Source organism: Cytobacillus sp. NJ13, from assembly GCA_030348385.1.
Taxonomy (GTDB): Bacteria; Bacillota; Bacilli; order Bacillales; family Cytobacillaceae; genus Cytobacillus.
The window spans coordinates 1506352-1526064 of sequence record JAUCFP010000006.1; the positions used below are offsets into that span (position 1 = coordinate 1506352).

Annotated in this window: 19 protein-coding genes and 1 riboswitch; of the genes, 2 read left to right on the forward strand and 17 right to left on the reverse strand. The window is 39.8% G+C overall.

Translation table 11 applies throughout. The features are described from left to right. Positions 1–16: 16 nt before the first annotated feature. The 3 genes from QUF73_07325 to QUF73_07335 all read right to left on the reverse strand — a co-directional run bounded on the left by QUF73_07325 (position 17) and on the right by QUF73_07335 (position 1699). Positions 17–325, reverse strand: a complete 309-nt coding sequence (locus tag QUF73_07325; GenBank protein ID MDM5226019.1) for a DUF5367 family protein — start codon at positions 323–325, stop codon at positions 17–19. A 233-nt stretch (positions 326–558) separates the two neighbouring features. Continuing rightward, positions 559–1041 (reverse strand): GyrI-like domain-containing protein, encoded by a 483-nt coding sequence (locus tag QUF73_07330; protein ID MDM5226020.1) that lies wholly within the window; start codon positions 1039–1041, stop codon positions 559–561. Positions 1042–1168: 127 nt separating this feature from the next. Then, positions 1169–1699 carry a cell wall hydrolase gene (locus tag QUF73_07335; GenBank protein ID MDM5226021.1) on the reverse strand — a complete coding sequence of 177 codons (531 nt, stop codon included), beginning with the start codon at positions 1697–1699 and terminating at the stop codon, positions 1169–1171. Between the two features lie 223 nt (positions 1700–1922). Between QUF73_07335 and QUF73_07340 the strand changes: the two genes are divergently transcribed. After that, positions 1923–2432 (forward strand): GNAT family N-acetyltransferase, encoded by a 510-nt coding sequence (locus tag QUF73_07340; GenBank protein MDM5226022.1) that lies wholly within the window; start codon positions 1923–1925, stop codon positions 2430–2432. A 50-nt stretch (positions 2433–2482) separates the two neighbouring features. Here QUF73_07340 and QUF73_07345 read toward each other — a convergent pair whose 3' ends face one another. From QUF73_07345 to QUF73_07380, 8 genes are all read right to left on the reverse strand, one after another. Continuing rightward, positions 2483–3898, reverse strand: coding sequence for an excalibur calcium-binding domain-containing protein (locus tag QUF73_07345; protein ID MDM5226023.1), 1416 nt, complete (start codon positions 3896–3898; stop codon positions 2483–2485). Positions 3899–4218: 320 nt separating this feature from the next. Beyond that, on the reverse strand, positions 4219–5220 hold the full coding sequence (gene add / locus QUF73_07350) for an adenosine deaminase (protein ID MDM5226024.1): 1002 nt from the start codon (positions 5218–5220) through the stop codon (positions 4219–4221). A gap of 55 nt (positions 5221–5275) precedes the next feature. After that, positions 5276–5375: riboswitch (purine riboswitch) on the reverse strand. A gap of 43 nt (positions 5376–5418) precedes the next feature. Continuing rightward, entirely contained in the window at positions 5419–6441 is a 1023-nt protein-coding gene (gene nadR / locus QUF73_07355) for a multifunctional transcriptional regulator/nicotinamide-nucleotide adenylyltransferase/ribosylnicotinamide kinase NadR (GenBank protein MDM5226025.1), read from the reverse strand. Then, positions 6442–7137: a nicotinamide riboside transporter PnuC gene (pnuC, locus tag QUF73_07360; protein ID MDM5226026.1), complete on the reverse strand. Its 696-nt coding sequence runs from the start codon at positions 7135–7137 to the stop codon at positions 6442–6444. A gap of 30 nt (positions 7138–7167) precedes the next feature. Further along, on the reverse strand, positions 7168–7932 hold the full coding sequence (locus QUF73_07365) for an NUDIX hydrolase (protein ID MDM5226027.1): 765 nt from the start codon (positions 7930–7932) through the stop codon (positions 7168–7170). Between the two features lie 171 nt (positions 7933–8103). After that, entirely contained in the window at positions 8104–9471 is a 1368-nt protein-coding gene (gene glpT, locus QUF73_07370; GenBank protein ID MDM5226028.1) for a glycerol-3-phosphate transporter, read from the reverse strand. Positions 9472–9732: 261 nt separating this feature from the next. Then, positions 9733–10707 carry a bile acid:sodium symporter family protein gene (locus QUF73_07375; protein MDM5226029.1) on the reverse strand — a complete coding sequence of 325 codons (975 nt, stop codon included), beginning with the start codon at positions 10705–10707 and terminating at the stop codon, positions 9733–9735. A 4-nt stretch (positions 10708–10711) separates the two neighbouring features. Further along, positions 10712–12103 carry an FAD-linked oxidase C-terminal domain-containing protein gene (locus QUF73_07380; GenBank protein ID MDM5226030.1) on the reverse strand — a complete coding sequence of 464 codons (1392 nt, stop codon included), beginning with the start codon at positions 12101–12103 and terminating at the stop codon, positions 10712–10714. Between the two features lie 170 nt (positions 12104–12273). On the opposite strand from QUF73_07380, the gene QUF73_07385 reads away from it, so the two are divergent. Beyond that, positions 12274–13020, forward strand: a complete 747-nt coding sequence (locus QUF73_07385) for a FadR/GntR family transcriptional regulator (GenBank protein ID MDM5226031.1) — start codon at positions 12274–12276, stop codon at positions 13018–13020. A 228-nt stretch (positions 13021–13248) separates the two neighbouring features. Here QUF73_07385 and QUF73_07390 read toward each other — a convergent pair whose 3' ends face one another. From QUF73_07390 to QUF73_07415, 6 genes are all read right to left on the reverse strand, one after another. Next, positions 13249–14163 carry a nucleoside hydrolase gene (locus tag QUF73_07390; GenBank protein MDM5226032.1) on the reverse strand — a complete coding sequence of 305 codons (915 nt, stop codon included), beginning with the start codon at positions 14161–14163 and terminating at the stop codon, positions 13249–13251. Between the two features lie 242 nt (positions 14164–14405). Continuing rightward, a complete protein-coding gene (rbsK, locus tag QUF73_07395) occupies positions 14406–15278 on the reverse strand; it encodes a ribokinase (GenBank protein MDM5226033.1) in 873 nt (290 codons plus the stop codon). A 67-nt stretch (positions 15279–15345) separates the two neighbouring features. Further along, positions 15346–16275: a nucleoside hydrolase gene (locus QUF73_07400; protein ID MDM5226034.1), complete on the reverse strand. Its 930-nt coding sequence runs from the start codon at positions 16273–16275 to the stop codon at positions 15346–15348. Positions 16276–16298: 23 nt separating this feature from the next. After that, entirely contained in the window at positions 16299–17480 is a 1182-nt protein-coding gene (locus QUF73_07405; GenBank protein ID MDM5226035.1) for a nucleoside transporter C-terminal domain-containing protein, read from the reverse strand. Between the two features lie 151 nt (positions 17481–17631). Further along, on the reverse strand, positions 17632–18549 hold the full coding sequence (locus QUF73_07410) for a pseudouridine-5'-phosphate glycosidase (protein ID MDM5226036.1): 918 nt from the start codon (positions 18547–18549) through the stop codon (positions 17632–17634). Then, the gene (locus QUF73_07415; protein ID MDM5226037.1) at positions 18550–19644 is read right to left on the reverse strand and encodes a winged helix-turn-helix transcriptional regulator; all 1095 of its coding nucleotides are present in this window, start codon (positions 19642–19644) and stop codon (positions 18550–18552) included. It lies immediately after the preceding gene. Positions 19645–19713 lie beyond the last annotated feature (69 nt).

Here is a 19713-nt window from a genome sequence, read left to right on the forward strand (position 1 = left end):
TAACCTAAAAAACCCATTAAAACAAGCATTTATGCCCTGTTTCAATGGGTTTTCCATATTTAAATGGATCATAAAAACATGGGATTTTATTCCTGATTCTTGATGAAAATCCAGTTAATAAAATTAGGCTATACGCCCAAAGCAGCCAGGATGCAAATATAGGAAGAGAATCATTTGTTAAATTCGGAAACACTTTTGCAAAATAAATAATACTTAATATATCCATAATCATTCCTGGAAGAGCAATTTGAACAGCAGCTATTATACGTTCTGAACCTGAAATCTTCCTAACATAATAGTAAGGATAGGTTGCAATTGCAATCAAAGGGATGGCCAGAATAAAAATCGCAAGCACTAAAAATACCTCAAGGAATTAAAAAAATCTGTCCAAATAAACGGAATAATATTGTTGCTGACATCCATAATAATAAGTCCCATGCAATGTTAAGCATAAAATATTCCTCCTGCAAATATGTGCTTTATTATTCGCTGGAAATCATTCACACCTGCTAATAGTTGGTGAATTTTATGTAAAGATTCTTCAGGTGTTACTCTGCATCAGGAAATTCTTTTTCTGACTGGTACATATAAATCAACCTTACATTTCCCCTCTGCATCTTCAGCGGGATTATTTAAATTAAACTCAAGGTTGTGCCGATCGTAATCCGGTTCATAATCGCAATTTTGCAGCCATTCCCCAAACATGTACTGATAAGCACCATTCAATTTATCAGGGATATCATAGAAATGATACAGAGCATAATCTCCGCCAGGCAGCTTTGTAAATTTCACTTCTTGATGTTTTTCTTTATGAAAACCCTCGGGAAGGGTAACACAGGCATCGTGCCGGCAATCCTTGCTTTCCACCAGTTCAGGATTATCCAATGAAATGCCGATAAAAGATTGCTTCGGCGGCAACAGCCCATTGGTGTTTGCCCAGCTAATCAAATCTCCCCAATGATCCTGCAGTTCAAAATAACTTCCGATACGCCTAATATACGCTACTTCTGTTTCAGGTAATTTCTTTACAATGATCTCCATCTTAATCATCTCCCTCATTGGAAGTATTTACCTTTAGTCATTTTCGCCATCTTTGCTTATATTCCTTCTCCAAATTCAGTTTTTTTCCAACAAAAAAAGCGCGCAGCTTTTTATGCTGTACGCGCCTTTATATAGCAAATGCATGGTTACCGATTTTTTTCACCACTTCACGTGAAAAAATCCACTGGCTTGTAGCTGTTTCAGGGTTATAAAAATAAAGGAGCTCTTCGTTTTGCTCCTTATCAATAAGAGCTGTCTCAACGGCCTGAACTGCTTCTTTACTTGCTGGTTCATTGATTGAACCGTTTTGAACAGGTTCAAAAGCATTCTTCTGATAAATAACGTCCTTGACTGTATCCGGGAATTGTTCATGCTCAACACGATTCAGCACCACGTCAGCAACCGCTACTTTCCCTTCGAACGGCTCCCCTTCTGCTTCAGCCTGTACAAGACGGGCAAGCAGCTTTTTTTCTTCCTCTTTGATGAAGCGATGATCCGTTGATGATGACTCCTTCACGTCAACTTCAACTTTTTTATATGTTAGTGTCTCTGCAGCTTTCTGATCTACTGTCTCAGCATCGAAATGATCAGCAGGAAACACGCTATATGAACCCATAATGAGTGAAATGGCAGCAACAAATGTTACTAAATTTTTCATTTGTAAACCTCCTGTTTGTAGTTTTTAGGCAAAAACAGGCCACTTACAAGGCTAACAGGTTTACAGGGAGAACTCATTAGTGAATCTATGGGAGAATTACCAATCTAGAAAATGGAATTTTTAATTTGCTTATACTTATATATTTGTTATAGCATGACTGATGAACTAATATTTTTACAAATCGGTTCAACAGGTATAAAAAATTGAAAGAGGTGTAATTTAATTGAAAGTGCTTGAAACAGATCGATTAATTCTTCGCTGGTTAACACCAGATGATGCAGCATTTATTCTCGAACTTTTAAATGAACCTGCATGGATTCGTTATATTGGCGATAAAGGTGTACGTACGCTTGAGGATGCTAAGAATTATATTGTTACCGGCCCCATGAAAATGTACTCTCAGCTGGGCTTTGGCCTCTTTATGGTTGAACGAAAGGAAGGAAGCACTCCTATTGGGATGTGCGGATTGATACAACGGGATACTTTAGATAATGTTGATATTGGGTTTGCTTTTTTATCCAAATATCAAACGCAAGGTTATGGGTTCGAGTCAGCTTCTGCTACATTGAAATATGGTCATGAGCAGCTGGATCTGAAACGGATCCTTGCCATCACATCCATAGACAATCATGCTTCCTCAGCCCTGCTTAAAAAAATCGGCATGAAATACGAAGGAACGATTATTTTGGATAAGGAAGAGCTTAAATTGTTTGCATCTGAGTTAGGCTACTAAAAAAGAGAGTAGAATGAATCTACTCTCCAGTAAAAAATTATTTATACTCATTACCATTCACAAGCTACCCCGTCACCATCACGGTCAAGTTTTCTTGAGTATCCTGGATCGCCAGTTCTGATTGGAGCTGCGCCTGCAGTTTTTACAGCGTCACAATTTTTATAAAATACATTTGCAGCTGCTTCTTCTTGTGCCTTTTGTTCAGCAGCAAGACGGGCAGCTTCTTCTTCTTTAGCCTTCTTCTCAGCTGCTAGACGAGCGGCTTCTTCCTCTTCAGCCTTCTTCTCAGCTGCTTCTTCTTTCGCTTTTTGTTCAGCAGCAATCCGCGCAGCCTCTTGTTCTTTTGCTTTTTGTTCGGCAGCAAGGCGAGCAGCTTCCTCATCCTTTGCTTTCTGTTCAGCAGTCAATCTAGCTTTTTCATCTGCTTCTTTGTTTTCGTCTTGTGTTTCAGCATTCATCTCAGCAATACTCTGGTCTGGCGTCTTCTTATTCTTAGATTCATCATCACCATAAATCATTCCCATACCAACTAATAGAATAAGCAGATAAGATATGGAGGCGACACTCTTTTTCCAGAGCTTACCGCTTCGAAAACCAAGAATTTTTTGATGCCATTTTCTTTTTTGAATCGTAAAAAAGGCTCCTTTTTCAGCTAATAGATCGGCAAACTCTTTCCCTTTTGAGTTGAATGTCAGCTCTCCACTGTCAATTGTAATAACCGTTTTAAGCGCAAAGTAATCAAGAGTTACACCATTAAAGGCACCATATACCCACGAGTTTAAAAGGGTTGCAACACGTTCTTTATTATCATATTTATAAAGATAGACCAAATCATCTACTACAATAAAGTCGCCTTCTGCTTTCTCTTTTTTAAAGTTTCCTGGGACAATAAACAAAGCATTTTGGTGGATCTCTTTTAGCAATCGAAGACCATTAGCATTGCTTCCTTGATTGTCTCTTTTCAATAGAAAAGGAGTGATAACTACATTTTGCTTACGGAAATCGTCCAATCGTCCTGCATGCAGAAAATAACTGAAATCATGAGTAACTGTTGTTTCAATCCTGCGATTTGGATTTTGAACTTTATGATTTAAAATAAAGAAATATTCGTCACTGTCATCATTCTTTGCAATATCATCCACAACAATTCGGCGGCCGCCTGCAGAAAAACTCAGCTTCCATTGATGCTTATCCTTTCCGTCTTCAGTAATCCGGATATTATTAATTGAAGAATAATTATATGAAGAATTCTCATATCGAGAGATAAACAAGATCCGTGTATCAGTAAGTGCAACAATTCCATCTCCTTCCTTACCCCCACGTTTATCCAGCTCACCCTCGATAATTTTAAGCACTTGTTCTTTTTCGCCAAGGACAGCCCATTTATCCCTATTTAAAATCTGTCCATATTTCACCTTAAGAGCCTTCTGTGACACTGTAGGGTGATTCCCTATCCATTTTTCCATGCTTCATTGTTCCCCCTGTTTACTTCTAGTTGTAATCATTTGATAAATTACCTTAAATATGGTAACACACCCTCTGAAATATTTGTCATTTATTCGTAATAAACAGGCAGGTAATGATTTCCACTTGCAGTAGTAATGTATTAATGGAATTTTATTAAATCTTTATCCTCCATAATAGATTCATTTTCCAGAATAATTCACATGATTTCTTCAGAGAAAAAGGCACCTACCCTATAGTTCTTAACTTATTAATGCAACCAGGGTCAGGCACCTTTCTTAATCATGTTGTTTTTTTTCTATATAATAGGCAATATTAACTTTTAAATATCCCGTAGATATTTCTTCAGCTTTTCCTTTGTCCCTTCATCTGCAAAAGCTGCTTCTACACTAGTCATATAAATTTGTTTATAATCCTCAGCACTCATCGCAAATTCATTGGAAACAATATTACATTCCTTTGCCATCGTTGTATCCGATACAGTTCTGTTGTCCGTACTAACCGTTACTTTTATTCCATCCCGATGGAAGTCGGAAATTGGGTGTTCGCTAAATTGGTTTACCGCTTTCGTTTGGACATTGCTGGTTGGGCACATTTCAAGCACTACCTGTTTTTCCTTTACAAGCTTATATGCCTCTTCACAGTCTTTAATAAATACACCGTGTCCAATTCTTTCAGCTCCCAGCCATTCAACGGCCTCCAGCACATTTTTACCGATTCCCGTTTCACCGGCGTGGATGGTGACTCTGTAGCCATATTCTCTGGCCAGCGCAATCGGTTCAATGAATTTTCCGCAGAATCCTTTCTCCTCGGAAGCACACAGATCGATTGCCACAACTCCTTTTCCCAGGAATGCTTTTCCCTTTTCAACGACCTCAAAAGCACTTTCCACACTCATCGTTCTCATGCATGACAAAATGAAATTTCCTTTAATATCAAATTTTTCTTCCGCTTCTCTCATCCCTTCAATCACACTTTGGATGATTTCTTCTACGGATAATCCCTTTCGCGTATGAAGTAAAGGGGCAAAGCGGACCTCCATGTACTTCACATTTTCCTTTGCTGCATCTTCAAAGAGCTCAAAGGAAATTCTTTTTAAATTTTCTTTTGACTGCATGACTAAGTTAGGAATGGAGAATCTTTTTAAATATTCATCCAAGGATTCGCAATCCAACGGGGCAATTAGTTCTTCTTTGATTTTTTCTTTATCAAAAGAAGGCAGGCTGATGCCTTCTCTCTTCGCGATATCAATGATGGTTTCTGGTCTGACACTCCCGTCCAAATGGCAGTGAAGTTCAATTTTAGGCAAAATAGTAAAATTCATAGCTGGACCTCCTAGATTTTTTTACAAAAAAAAATTCCTGATTACGAAGAAAATACAGCACGTGTATCTTCTTCGTAATCAGGAATTATTGGTTCCTGGTAGAGACCTCCAAACCATATTATTGGAGTTATACGAATGAAAGTATTTCATTAGGTTTTTTAAATGATAAATAATATTATCTTTTTTGTCAATCACTTACTAAATTTTTAGCAGCTCTTCAATATGCCCTATGGCACCCTGAAGCCGGTCCTTATAATCACCGCTCAGGATTTTATAAGCAATTTTATGCTTGCTCAGCAGCGTTTTTAAAGCCTCATTGTTTTGGTTCCTTACATCGCCCTCCCCATGAACCCGAAGTCCATCGTCCACCCATTTCACATCAGGTTCAAGGTATAGCCACAGGTCATAATCCTGCAGGCTTGCTATTTCATCCAGCACAGTCTGATGCTCATTGTTGTATAGGTTGGAGTAAAATTGAGTCACGATTGCCTCCGTGTCGATAAAAACCACCTTGTTCGCTTTTTCAATCGCCTTGATTTCTTCAAGCTTATGGCCATAAGCAATTTTGTGGTAATCTTCCTTAACCATAATCCCATCGCAGCCGCCTAAATCTTCACATACGATTCGGCCATATTCCTCAACATAGGAAGTATTATAGACTTTAGCAAGATTTCTCGTCAGAGTAGATTTTCCGCAGCTTTCAGTTCCCACCACAACAACCTTTTTAACAAAATAAGGTTTTACAAAGTCAGGAATGTACTCCCAATGATGAAAGACGCCTTCATTACGGATTGCTGTTGCCGATATATTCACATGTCCCCGATTCGGATCAATCAGAATATGCTTTGCCTCTGTGTAGAGTTCATTAAAGATATCACTATATTCATACTCTGAACTAAATACATAATCAATGCGCTTTCCAATTGCCATTTTTATTTGCCGGGCACCTTCAGCCCAATTGTAATCATCATTTCCCTGATCATCTTCGATGGAAATTACCTTTACATGCGGCATATCTTTTGTTAATTGGCTGAGCCAGCGCAAGCGGATATGAGGCGGAATATAATCCATTTTTGAATGCTGGCACAATTGCCTGTCACGCAGTTCGCTATGGGACAGCACAACGTACAGTTCGTCAACGATGGATGAGGCATGCACAATGGCATAGACATGGCCAAGATGCAGGGGAAGAAACTTGCCTCCAATAAATCCAACTGTCATTTAAACCTCCTCCTTATTCTGTTTTACATATAATTTCCGCCAGTTGATATAACCATAAATGCTGTTGACCAGGAATGCAGTCCACATGACTAACATCGAAAAGTCATTGCCTCCCTGTGTGATGAGAGCACTCGCCCAAAGAAAAATGGATAATACATTAACGGAAATCCAGATGAGCCATTGTTCCGCAAATCTCTTCAGCATTAATATTTGCGCAGTTATAGAGAGGACGTTTGTAGCTGAATCCGTCCAGACAAAATTGCCCTCTAAATATTTAAGGAAAAACCCATATCCAATTGTAAGGACGACAATAGATACTAATGTATAGAGCCAGCCCTTTTTTGTTAGACTTTTAACTATCACATCTTCCCCTTTATCATCCCGATTTGTTTTATGCTGCCGCCACAGATAAATACCGATAAATTGCACCGGAAAATAAAACAGGGCATTGAGCATGGCTTCTCCATAAAGGCCATAACCGTAAGCAATGTAAGCATAAGTTAAAGTTTGAACAATGCCAAAGTAATAGTTTGCAATCTTCCCCTTCGCCACCAGCACCACACATAACATGCCGCTTATGGACGAAATCAGGCCAAGCAGTGAATCCGACCAGGCAAAGAAAAGATAAATGTTAACCAACGTAAACGTGATCAGCCATATTATTTCAAACCGCGTCCAGTTCTTAAAAATCCCCATGTGAATCTCTCCCCATATATGATTTGTTTTTCACCCTTGCAGCTTATTTCTATACACGGACACAATCGGCTGGAAATCATTAAATCGGTAAAGCTGAGCCGGCGTTTTGGAATAGCGGTTTGATTTCTTCGGCTTTCCGTGTTCCGATACCACTTCAATAAAAGGCAGAGTCGGTGCTTTTCTGAAAAAGGCAGCATCAGTCGAGATCGAAGGATCATCCAAAACCGTCAATAATACCCCCTGCAGCTCAGAAAGCACAAATTCTTCAGGAAGAAAGTGTTTGGCCAGTGTTGTGAGGGCCATATCTTTTTTAATAAACCAAAGTGCATCATCCATAATGGTCCGATGATCGAATGCAAGATCAAGTTCAAGTGCTTCTTCAAGCGTAAACAGCCCAATTTCAGAAGCATCACAAGTCTTTTTCCGGCTCCTTAATGTCTCTTCATTTGCAATGACATAATGTGCATTTGATATAATCCATCCCCGCTGATCACGGCCAGGAGAATCATAGACACCAAAATGCTTTATTTTCAACCCTTCCACTCCTGTTTCCTCCGCTAACTTGCGCTCCGCTCCCTGAAATGCAGTCTCTCCTGGCCGGACAAATCCTCCGGGAAGCGCCCACTTCCCTGCTTCCATGTTTGGATTTCCTTCATGGTCCAGCTCACTTCTTTTAATCAGCATAATCTTCAGCTCTTTTTTTGGGGGTTTATATTCTCCAACTAGTTCAGATGTGATTGTAAAAACCGCAATATCGCTTGTATAACCGTCTGGGGTAATAAATTGATTCTTCATTTGATTCACCTCTTTTTTTAATTAACGGTTTGTTAATTGTTAATTAAAATATATTCCATAATTTGCTTTTAGTCAATAATATTTTTACAAAGAGTTCTTTTTACCTTAGAAAAGATATTAAAGTTTCATATAAAAAAGAAAGTGCCCAATGACAGACACTTTCTTCATATCTTAATGTTGGTTTTTAACTACTTCTTGACCACGGACATTCCATGTAACAGCGAAGATAAGGGCTGCAAGGACACAAGATGCAGTTAACAGCATAAATCCTGCATCCCATCCAGATGCATCTACAATAACACCCATTAACGCATTAGCTGTTACGGTACCTCCAAGGTAACCAAACAATCCAGTTAATCCTGCTGCTGTACCTGCAGCTTTTTTAGGAACAAAATCTAGAGCCTGAAGCCCAATTAACATAACCGGCCCATAAATGAGGAAGCCGATCGCAATCAAACAAATCATATCGACCATTGGGTTTCCTGCCGGATTAAACCAGTATACAAGAACAGCAACCAATACTCCCAGCATAAACACAAACCCTGCAGGACCGCGGCGCCCTTTGAAAAATTTATCTGAGATCCAGCCGCATAATAGTGTTCCTGGTATACCTGCCCACTCATAAAGAAAATAGGCTACGCTCGACTTGCTCATATCAAAGCCTTTCTCTTCGCTCAAATAAGTTGGTGCCCAGTCCAGTACACCATATCGGACGAAATAAACGAAGATGTTTGCAATCGCAATGGCCCAAACCCACTTATTATTTAAAACATACTTGAAAAGAATCTCTTTTGTTGTTAATTCTGTTTCAAAGGTTTTCCTGGTTTTACTTGGATAATCATTGCGGTATTCTTCAATGGATGGCAGTCCAGCCGACTGTGGAGTATCACGAATAAGGAAGTAGGCCATGAATGCAACAACAATGGCTACAAGTGCGGGTAAAATGAATACACCTTCATAGCCTGATGAAGAGCTTCCGGCTATGCCTGCGAACATCGCTGCACCCGCCACAGCAAGAGGTGCCATTAGACCCCCGCCGACATTATGGGCTACATTCCAAATAGCTGTTTTGTTTCCTCTTTCATTAATGCTGAACCAGTGTACAAGGACACGGCCAGATGGCGGCCAGCCCATTCCCTGGAACCAGCCATTTAAGAAAAGCATAATAAACATAATTGCAACAGACGAAGTAAAGAAAGGAACAAAGCCCATTAATAAAGAAATGATAGCAGAAAGAATTAACCCTGCAGGCAAGAACATCCTTGGATTACTCCGGTCAGAAAAGGTCCCCATGACAAATTTACTGATGCCATAGGAAATAGAAATAGCAGATAGCGCAAAGCCAAGTTCAGTTTTCGAATAACCTTCTTCAATAAAGTACGGCATAGCCAGTGAGAAGTTTTTCCGGATTAAATAATACGCTGCATAACCAATGAAGATTCCCATAAAAACTTGAAATCTAAGTTTTTTGTACTCAGAATCAATTTTTTCCTCAGGCAATCTTTCAATTGGGGGAGCAGGCTGAAACAGTTTGAACATTTAGGTTCCCCCTAAGATAGAATTTACAACAATATTAACTGCAAAAAAAACAAAACCCATACTTTAATAACACTTCCAGGAATGAAAGTGCATAAAAGCATGGGTTCTCCGTTTCTCCACCATAGTTAACTTGTCTGTGACAATTCTAGTATTATTTGTAAACGTTGTCAATAGTTAATAAAACCATTTGAATTCGTTTCAACAGGTACAAAAAAGGTGCCTGCCCTCTTAAGCTCAAGAGCCAGACACCTAAATTCATAACTACAGCTTCACTTCAACCGGATGAACTGACGTATCTTCTTTACTGTCAACAGCAGGTTTCTTCGACCAATATGTCGCCAGAATCGGCCCGGAAATATTATGCCAGGCAGCAGCCAGCACGCTTGGAAGTGCTGCCAATGGCCCAAAGTGTGCGGTCGCGAGTGCAACGCCTAAACCTGAGTTCTGCATGCCAACTTCAATCGAAATCGCTCTTCGATTAACTTCATCCTGACCAAGCACTTTTCCTGCAAGATAGCCAAGCAGCAGCCCGAATCCATTGTGAAGCATGACAGCTGTAAAAATCAGCAGGCCTGATGCAGCAATAGTTGCTGAATTGCCTGAAACGACTGCAGCCACAATCGTGATAATCGCCGCTACCGAAATAAGCGGTAAAACAGTTAAGCTTTTTTCCACAGCCACAGGGAAAAATTTCTTGATTGCCAGACCTAGAACAATTGGAACAATGATAACCTGGACAATAGACATAAACATGGCAACAGCATCAACCGGCATCCATTGGCCTGCAAGCATTAGGAGAAGCAACGGTGTCATGATCGGTGCCAATAGAGTTGAAACGGAAGTCATGGCGATGGACAATGGTACATTTCCCTTGGCCAGATACACCATAACGTTAGAAGCAGTTCCCCCAGGTACACATCCGAGCAATACCAGGCCTGCTGCCAACTCTGCCGGCAAATTCAAAAGTTTCGCAATAACGAAAGCGACAAGCGGCATAATGATGAACTGTGCACAAACTCCGATTATCACAGGCAGCGGTTTGGTAAAGATGATTTTAAAATCGACTGCCTTCAGTGTAAGCCCCATTCCAAACATGACGACCCCGAGAAGGATGGTGATATAGCCCCCCAACCCTAAAAATGGGTCTGGAAACATAAAGGCAATAACCGATGTTAAGATAACCCACACGGCAAAATATTTTCCTGCAATGGTACTGACCGCTTCTAATACCTTCATTTCATCACGCCCCTTCTTTTGTCTTTAAGATTTTATTTGGATTAAAAAGGTTATCTGGATCCAGGGCCTGTTTGATTTTTTCCATAACCTGAAGCGCCTGGCCATGTTCTTTTTGCTGATATTTCTGCTTGCCAACCCCTACACCATGCTCACCCGTACATGTTCCTCCGCGTTCCAGGGCATAAAGGACAATTTGTTCATTGAACTTTTCTGCCTTAGCCACCTCATCCGGGTTGCTCATATCAATCATTAGAAGTGTATGATAATTTCCATCCCCCACATGCCCGACAATGCCTCCAGGAAGTCCCATTGAATCTACCGCTTCCCTTGCATAGCTGATAGCGCCAGAAAGTTCTGAAATCGGCAGGCAGACATCCGTCACCATCATTTTCTTCCCAGGATGGCCGTGGATATAAGCATAAGCAAGGTTATGCCGGGCCTCCCACAAACGATTTCTCGCTGCATTATCGGTTTCAAATTCAATATCGAGACAATGATGGTCCGCTACAATTTCTCTTGTGAACTCGACATCCTGCTTCAAGCCGGCTTCATTGCCGTGAAACTCCAAAAAGAGTGTTGGACTTTCCTTATAGCTTGTCTCGCTGAACAGGTTCACCTGCTTCATAGAAGGTTCATCGACAAGCTCCACCCTGGCAATCGGAACGCCTGCCTGTAAAATGGATACAACCGCTTCTACCGCATCGTTCAAGGAGGGAAATGAAGCTCTTGCCGCCATCACATGCTCTGGAATTCCGTAAACTCTTAACGTCAGTTCGGTAAAGCATCCAAGGGTTCCCTCCGAACCAACGAATAAACCATTTAAATGATAGCCTGATGAAGACTTGGCGGCTAAATTGCCTGTATGTATAATTGATCCATCAGGCAAAACCACTTCTAAATCACGCACCTGATCACGCATGACACCATATTTGACCGAAGTTGTACCGCTGGCATTAGTTGCCGCCATTCCGCCAAGCGTAGCATCCGCTCCCGGATCCACAGAGAAAAACAGTCCATATTTTTTCAATTCCTTGTTGAGCTGTGTGCGAGTCACACCGGGCTGTACACGGACAAGGAAATCATTTTCACGCACTTCGAGGATTTTATTCATCAATGAAAAATCAATCGTAATTCCATGTTCGTACGGTATCACATGTCCCTCAAGGCTAGATCCCAGCCCAAAAGGAACGATTGGCACTTTATATTGGTTTGCCAGCTTCACAATTTCACTGACCTGCTGGGCTGTTTCCGGAAAAACCACAAGATCGGGAAGGCTCTCCCTATGATATGATTCATCCCTTCCATGCAATTCTCTTATTGTCTGATTTTCAGTTACCTGCTGCTCAGAAAGAACCTCCTTTAAAGTATGTATGAGGCTCATACTAGCTGTTTCCATCCTAAATTCCTTCTTTCTTCTGCTGAAAATTTGGTTAAACCAATGTTATAATTGGTCCAACAAGATAAGTTAATTATACTAACTTATCAGAAAAATTCAATTAATTATTTTATTTTTGTTTCAGTCTTGATTAATAGATTTTATGTCTGTTACATTTAGGAGAGTTTGAAATGGACATATTTGGAAGGAGATTATGTGGTACAGTGGAGAAAAAAAAGACATATCTCATTATAATAGATAAAATTACCGAATGTTATTTGGCTGGAAATCTTAAGCCGGGTGAAAGGCTGCCTTCAGAAAGAGAATTAGCAAGCCAATTTAATGTAAGCCGGACAACCATAAGAGAAGCCTTGCGGATCATGGAACTCAACGGGTTCATTGATATCCGGCAAGGAGGTGGAAGCTATGTAAAAGTTTCAAGCTTCCAATCAAGTAATGAAGAAATCATGACAGCTGTCAAAACAGAAAATCCACGCGTCTATGAAATGTTGGAACTAAGGCGTGCACTTGAAGCAGAATCTGCCTTCCTTGCTGCAAAAAGAGCTACTTCAGCAGACCTGGAAAAGCTGTGTACAGCACTAAACAATATGGCGCTTTCCAAAGATAATCCAGAGCTGGGTCTAAAAGCGGACCTTGACTTCCACATCGGAATTGCCGAGGCCACCCATAATACGATTTTCATTGATTTGATACATACTCTTACTGAACATATGAGGGATACCATAAGGACAACTCAGAGCCATCGCTTTAAAGATCCCTCTCGTTACTCAGATACAATGTATGAACATAAGGAAATTTATCTTGCTATTGCTTCTGGAAATGCGAATTGGGCAAAGGAATTGATGGAGGGGCATATTACAAAGATCAGGGAAGAATTGGCGGTGTCGATGGTGTATGGAATAGGGGAAGAAACTTAATCCCATTCTATTTAGCAGAATTTTAAATAAAGCGTCTATCTTCTCACTCTTAAAGTTTACTCGAAGACTGCTTGTATCTCATTAACGATAAAAGGCTTCAAAAAACTAAACCAGTGTGCCCCAGCTAACTGCCGACTCACACTGGCTGCTCGGTCTTTTCTTAAGATTCTCTGCTTTAAAGGGGGAAATATCACTTCAAAAATTGCAGGCAGACTTTAAATTAAATCATCATACCACTCTACTAAGAAAATGGTTTAAAAATCGCTCCGCTTTTACTTCCGTACAAACGAGAATCCTTGGCTCACCTTCAAGATGACCGATTGTTCTTCCAGCCTCTTTTCCTTCTGTGATAACCTTGACGTTCATTGATACCGTCGACACAAAACTTGAATCAATCGCAACCCCTACTGCGAGTGGGTCATGAAGAGCACAGCCGCCAATACCTGGATAAGAAGATTCATAAAAACCAATGTAAAACTCGGTCATGTCCGCAAAAAAATGTGCCGTTTCTTTACCAGTAGCACGCCATTCATTAAGCTTCGATTTTGGCAATAAGGTCTGCATTGTCACATCAAGCCCTACAAGGGTGACCTGTAAACCTGAGGAGAGCACATATTTGGCAGCTTCGGGATCAGAGAAGATATTTGCTTCAGCAGCGGCATTCACGTTCCCAGGTACTTTTACAGCCCCACCCATAATAACCACCTCTTTAACTAGCGGAATTATTTCAGGTGATCTTTTTATTGCCAGAGCGAGGTTAGTCAGTGGACCAACGGCAATGATCGTTATTTCATGCGGACGATTTTTCACCTGTTCGATCATAAATTCCGGTGCAAATTGACTTTCCGCTTGAGAAGTTGGATTACTCTTAATGGTATTGCCTAAACCGTCCTCTCCATGGACATGTCTTGACCAGGCCTCTTTTTCCCCGCGCATTAATGTTTGTTCGGCTCCTGAGTAAACAGGAACCCGTTTCCCTGCTTTCTCTAAAACTGCAAGTGTATTGCGCGTCGCTTCTGCTACTGATACGTTGCCAAAGCAGGTGGTAAAACCAAGCAGCTCCAATTCTGGTGAATTTAATGCGTAAGACATCGCTAAGGCATCATCAATCCCAGTATCAACATCAAATATAATCGGCTTCAAATCTATTCACTCCAGTCTATAGTTCAAATTATATTTAGGACGTCCCCGCATCGACCTGTAATTTTTCCGCCTCAACAACAGACGGATTGATACAATAGGCTGCACAACACAACAGACGGTATATACGAAGGATGTTCAAATTCAAAAACCTCTAAATGGCCATGCGACTTCTGCCCATAAATCCCCCCATATTGGAATGGGAGGATTTTCATGAATAATCTTATTTAGAATTGTTAAATTTTTTAGTTCAACCTATTTATAACTTTATCTAAAGAAGGCATGCCGCTTTGAGCACCTTTTTTTTCAACGGCTATGGAAGCACTTGCATTTGCAAACCTTACTGCTTCTTCAATATTCTTTCCATCTGTCAAAGCAACAGCCAGGCTTCCATTGAAAGTATCACCAGCACCTGTTGTATCAACAGGATTTGTATGAAAACCCTTAATGAATACATGCTTTTTGCCATTATAAAAACGGGCACCTTTTTCACCTAAAGTCACTATTAATTTATTGGGATATCTTTCTAATGATTGGTCAATATTGTCACCAAAAATGCTCCTGCATTCCGATTCATTTGGTGTTAAATAAGTTGCCAATTCAATAAATTCATGTTTAAGATTATTGACCGGTGCCGGATTCAAAATTACTGGAATATTGTGTTCCTTGCATATTTTCAATGCTCTATGAACAGTGTTTGATGGTATTTCCAGCTGCATGACCACCATTTCACTTTTCAGAATCTCACTTTTAACAAGCTCTATTTCTTTGGCAGTCAAACGATTATTTGCCCCGGGAACGACAATAATTCTATTATCCGCATTAGAGACGATGATGGAAGCAATACCTGTTGTTTCATCAGGCAATAAAAACACATGATCTGTTTTTATGCTTTCTTCTTTTAATGAATTTAACGCCATCCTGCCATAATCATCAGCACCACAAGCACCAATCATTTGAACTTCTTTCCCTAATCTCGCTATTGAAACTGCTTGATTTGCTCCTTTTCCGCCAAAAAACGTTGAAAAAGAGTTACCTAACGTCGTTTCTCCATTATCAGGTACGTGATTTGTTTCAACAACTAAATCCATATTTATGCTTCCAATTACGGTAATCATACAATCACCTCACTTTTACTTTTCCTCACCCAGCATTTTTCACCCAACCCACTTATGTTATTCGATACTAGTATTTTTTTAGAGATTCAATCATGAGTTGCCAGAAACCTTCGACATCGAGCTCCATGCCGAACTTGGCATTGATTCTCCTGCCTGTGACGCCATGCAGGTCGACTAATGTTGTTCCTGCGGTGAACTCGCCTTTTGTCTCCACGGCAATATTGACAGCTTTCATCTTAAACAGTTCTGGGGCAACAAGATAGGCTACCGTCAACACATCGTGTACCGGTGCTCCATCGAAATCGAACATTTCTTTATAGGTGGAAGCAAAAAATACTAATAATTCACCGACAATTTTGGCGACTTTATTATCGATTTGGTTCACTTGCTGAATCACGTCTCTTGTTGCTAATGCCTGGTGGGTGATATCCAAGCCCATGACACAGATTGGCAGGCCGCTGTCAAAAACTTTTTTCGCAGCCTCTGGATCAGCCCATATATTAAATTCAGCCGTTGGCGTCCAGTTGCCAATGGTTCCTCCTCCCATTAAGACGATTTCTTCAATATTATCCTTAATTTCCGGTGCTTTTGTTAAAGCAAGGCCAATATTGGTAAGCGGTCCTGTCGGAACAAGGGTTACCGGTTCTTTTGATTCTTTTGCGAGCCTGATGATTGTATCGACCCCATGCTCGTTGCTCCAGCTGCGGGATGGTTCTGGCAGCTCCGGGCCATCCAAGCCTGACTCTCCATGGATGCCTGGCGCGTTTTCGCGCAGGCGGACCATCGGCTCACTCGCTCCTTTTGAAACAATGACATCATGCAAGGAAACTAAATCGCAAATTTTTAACGCATTATCCGTTGTTTTTTCAATTTCGGCATTTCCAGAAACAGTTGTAATTCCTAAAATTTCCAATTCCGGCCGTGCAGCGGCTAAAATAATCGCAATGGCATCATCATGACCTGGATCACAATCTAAAATAATTTTTCTTTGACTCATTTTCATTCACCTCTATTATACTATTACATTACAATCCCCATTATTGTCCCTGAAATGACAGATGCTAATGTTGCACCTAACAATAATTTCAAAGAATATTTGGCAACATAACTTCCTTGTTTTTCACTGATTGATTTAATTGAACCAGCGACAATACCCACTGTTCCAAAATTAGCAAAACTAACCAAGTAAACAGATACGATTGCAATGGTTTTATCAGAAAGACCATTTGCAATATCACCAAAACTCAGCATGGCAACAAATTCATTTGTTACAAGCTTTGTAGCCATAATACCACCAGCTTGTACAGCTTCTGCCCAAGGGATGCCCATTAAGAAGGCGATTGGGGCAAAAATATAACCGATAACCGTTTGGAAAGAAACATCAAATACGCCGAGGAAAATGACATTAACCAATTCCATCAGGGAAATAAATCCTAATAGCATAGCAGCGACAACAATCACAATTTTAAAACCGTCCATGACGCTATCCCCAACCATTTGGAAGAAAGGAACTCTTTCATTTTCTTCAACTTGAATTAGATCGTCATTTTCTTCTAAATCATATGGATTAATAATATTTGCCACGATAAGCGCACTAAAGATATTCAATACGACAGCGGTTACAACATATTTTGGCTCTAGCATGGTCATATAAGCCCCGACCATTGCCATACTGACTGCACTCATTGCTGAAGTACAAATGGTGTAAAGTCTTTTTTGGGATAAAAGAGGAATTTGTTTAATTATCGTCAAGAACACTTCAGGTTGTCCAAGTGCAGCTGTAGATACAGCAAAATAACTTTCTAATCTGCCCATTCCTGTTATTTTACTCAAAATTAAACCTATATATTTGATAATGAATGGCAGCACTTTAATATAATTTAGGATTCCAATTAACACCGACATGAAAACAAGAGGCAGTAACGCTACAAAGAAAAACGTTGTTGCACCTTCATTTACCATTCCGCCAAAGACAAATTGTATTCCTGCATCAGCAATCTTCATTAAACTTTCAAAAAAAGAGCCCACTTTGGTAAGAACAGTGAGACCTATACTTGTATTCATCATGAAGAACACTAATATCAATTGCACCGCCAACATGATAAGAATTCGTTTATACTTAATTTGTTTTCTATTATTACTAACTAGAAAACCAATCACAAAAACAAGCAAAATTCCTGTTATGAAGAAAATAAAATTCATGTGCAGCCTCTCCCTTTATATGGCAACGCTTTCAAATATACAAAAAAGAAACTTCTATAAAGTATGGCTGTTATCGATTATTGTAAACAATAGTCTGATTAGTTAACTTTATAGAAGTTTAATTTATCCTATCTGCGAATTTATTTATTAATTATTTTGTTTTGTTATTGAAACTAACTGCAATTTGGGTTCCTACTTTTGCATTGTGTTTTACTAATTCAATATTGGCATCAAGGCTTTTACCGCCAGTTATTTCTTTAATTTTCCCCAGCAGGAATGGTGTGCTATCTTTACCAACAATATGTTTTTCTTCTGCTTCCTTGATTGCCTGATCGATAATTCCATTGATATAATCTTCATCCATCGCATGTTCTTCAGGAATCGGATTTGCGATTACCGCTCCGCCTTTAAGGTCTAATTCCCATTTCACTTTTAATGTATCAGCAATCACATCGATTGAATCTGTAGAGAAGTTTAATTTATGTTCACTTTTTCTTGTATAGAATGCAGGCAGGACTTCTGTTTCATATCCAATGACAGGAACTCCTTTTGTTTCTAAATACTCAAGAGTCAGACCTAAATCAAGGATTGATTTAGCGCCTGCACAAATGACAGCCACATCTGTTTGTGCTAATTCTTCAAGGTCAGCTGAAATGTCCATAGTCGTTTCTGCCCCTTTATGAACCCCGCCAATACCGCCTGTTACAAAGATTTTTATATCAGCTAAGTCGGCACAAATCATGGTTGTTGCAACAGTCGTTGCACCTAATTGTTTCGTAGCAATAATTTGCGCTAGATCACGTCTTGATACTTTAGCAACACCCGAACTTTTTCCAAATAGCTCTAATTCATCATCTGTTAAACCAATTTTAATTTTTCCATCAATGATCGCAATGGTTGCTGGAACAGCACCGTTGTCACGAACAATTTGTTCGACTTCACGAGCCATTTGTACGTTTTGAGGATAAGGCATACCATGAGAAATAATCGTGGATTCTAATGCTACAATGGCTTTCCCTTCTGTTTTTGCTTGCTGTACCTCTGCAGATAGTTCAATATATTGTTTCATTTACATTTCCTCCATATCTAAAATAAATTGTTTTTGAGATAATTCTTGCCTAACTGTATACTTTGACATAATGGTTTTGTGTGCATTGACCAAACCAGATTTGATAATGTGGTCCAATTCTTTCTTTTGCAGCCAGGAATAAATAACTCCTGAACAAAATGAATCTCCTGCACCTGTCACATCAACTACCTTTGGTGTTTCGATAGCTGGGAAATAATAAATCTCTCCATTCTCAACCCCCGCCATTACACCTTTGGATCCATTGGTCACAATCACATTTTTTACACCCAGCTTCAGCCACTTTTTAACCGCTTCTTCCCAATCTTTCTTATCATTCATAGTCATGTTCATGTAGGTTTCGGTTTCATCTTTGTTTACTATGAGCCAGCTCACTGAATTCAGCGATTTTGGAAGCCTGTTCATTTTTGGCACTGAAACAGGGATAATTGCTAATGGAATATGATGTTTGGAAGTAAAGGAACAAAGAAAATCAATCGTTTCACTCGGGCAATTCAAATCAGCAACGATACATTTAGCCTTTCTGAGTATATGGCTGTTTTTGATCAGCAGCTCAGGTGTAATGTTTTCATATATATCCATGTCAGCTACTGCGATTGATAGATCGCCATTTTTATCTAATACTGCCGTATAGGAACCTGTAGACGAATGTTCAAAGGCAGCAACATGCTCCAAATTCATAAATGGAGATGATAAATCATAAATCTCTTTCCATTCTGAATCGTTCCCTCTGGCTGATAATAAGATGACTTCCTCACCAAGTCTTCCCAAGTTTTCCGCAATATTTCTTGCCACTCCTCCTACCGATGTAGAAGATTTAACTGGATTAGATGTTTCATGAGTGATCACATGTTTTGCATAAAACTTTCGATCAACATTAGCTCCGCCAATACAAATTATAGGATTTGTTTCATTTAACACATAAGCTTTTCCTAATATATATTCCTTCTTGATTAACCCGGAAATAATATTGGCAATGGAGGACATGGATAATCCAACTGCTTCAGATAATTCCTGCTGAGAGATAAATGGATTTTCTCTGATCAAGTCTGCGATTATTTTTTCATTTTCGCTCATTTCAATAGTCATGTTATCCCCCCTCTCTCTCAATCTACTTAAACAAAAGTTTGTTTGTTAAACACATGT

Coding starts and splice junctions, on each gene's coding strand:
- QUF73_07330 (MDM5226020.1), bottom strand. CDS start 1,041: ATGGAGATCATTGTAAAGAAATTACCTGAAACAGAAGTAGCGTATATT.
- QUF73_07335 (MDM5226021.1), bottom strand. CDS start 1,699: ATGAAAAATTTAGTAACATTTGTTGCTGCCATTTCACTCATTATGGGT.
- QUF73_07345 (MDM5226023.1), bottom strand. CDS start 3,898: ATGGAAAAATGGATAGGGAATCACCCTACAGTGTCACAGAAGGCTCTT.
- add (MDM5226024.1), bottom strand. CDS start 5,220: ATGAATTTTACTATTTTGCCTAAAATTGAACTTCACTGCCATTTGGAC.
- nadR (MDM5226025.1), bottom strand. CDS start 6,441: ATGACAGTTGGATTTATTGGAGGCAAGTTTCTTCCCCTGCATCTTGGC.
- pnuC (MDM5226026.1), bottom strand. CDS start 7,137: ATGGGGATTTTTAAGAACTGGACGCGGTTTGAAATAATATGGCTGATC.
- QUF73_07365 (MDM5226027.1), bottom strand. CDS start 7,932: ATGAAGAATCAATTTATTACCCCAGACGGTTATACAAGCGATATTGCG.
- glpT (MDM5226028.1), bottom strand. CDS start 9,471: ATGTTCAAACTGTTTCAGCCTGCTCCCCCAATTGAAAGATTGCCTGAG.
- QUF73_07375 (MDM5226029.1), bottom strand. CDS start 10,707: ATGAAGGTATTAGAAGCGGTCAGTACCATTGCAGGAAAATATTTTGCC.
- QUF73_07380 (MDM5226030.1), bottom strand. CDS start 12,103: ATGGAAACAGCTAGTATGAGCCTCATACATACTTTAAAGGAGGTTCTT.
- QUF73_07385 (MDM5226031.1), top strand. CDS start 12,274: ATGGACATATTTGGAAGGAGATTATGTGGTACAGTGGAGAAAAAAAAG.
- rbsK (MDM5226033.1), bottom strand. CDS start 15,278: ATGATTACCGTAATTGGAAGCATAAATATGGATTTAGTTGTTGAAACA.
- QUF73_07400 (MDM5226034.1), bottom strand. CDS start 16,275: ATGAGTCAAAGAAAAATTATTTTAGATTGTGATCCAGGTCATGATGAT.
- QUF73_07405 (MDM5226035.1), bottom strand. CDS start 17,480: ATGAATTTTATTTTCTTCATAACAGGAATTTTGCTTGTTTTTGTGATT.
- QUF73_07410 (MDM5226036.1), bottom strand. CDS start 18,549: ATGAAACAATATATTGAACTATCTGCAGAGGTACAGCAAGCAAAAACA.
- QUF73_07415 (MDM5226037.1), bottom strand. CDS start 19,644: ATGAGCGAAAATGAAAAAATAATCGCAGACTTGATCAGAGAAAATCCA.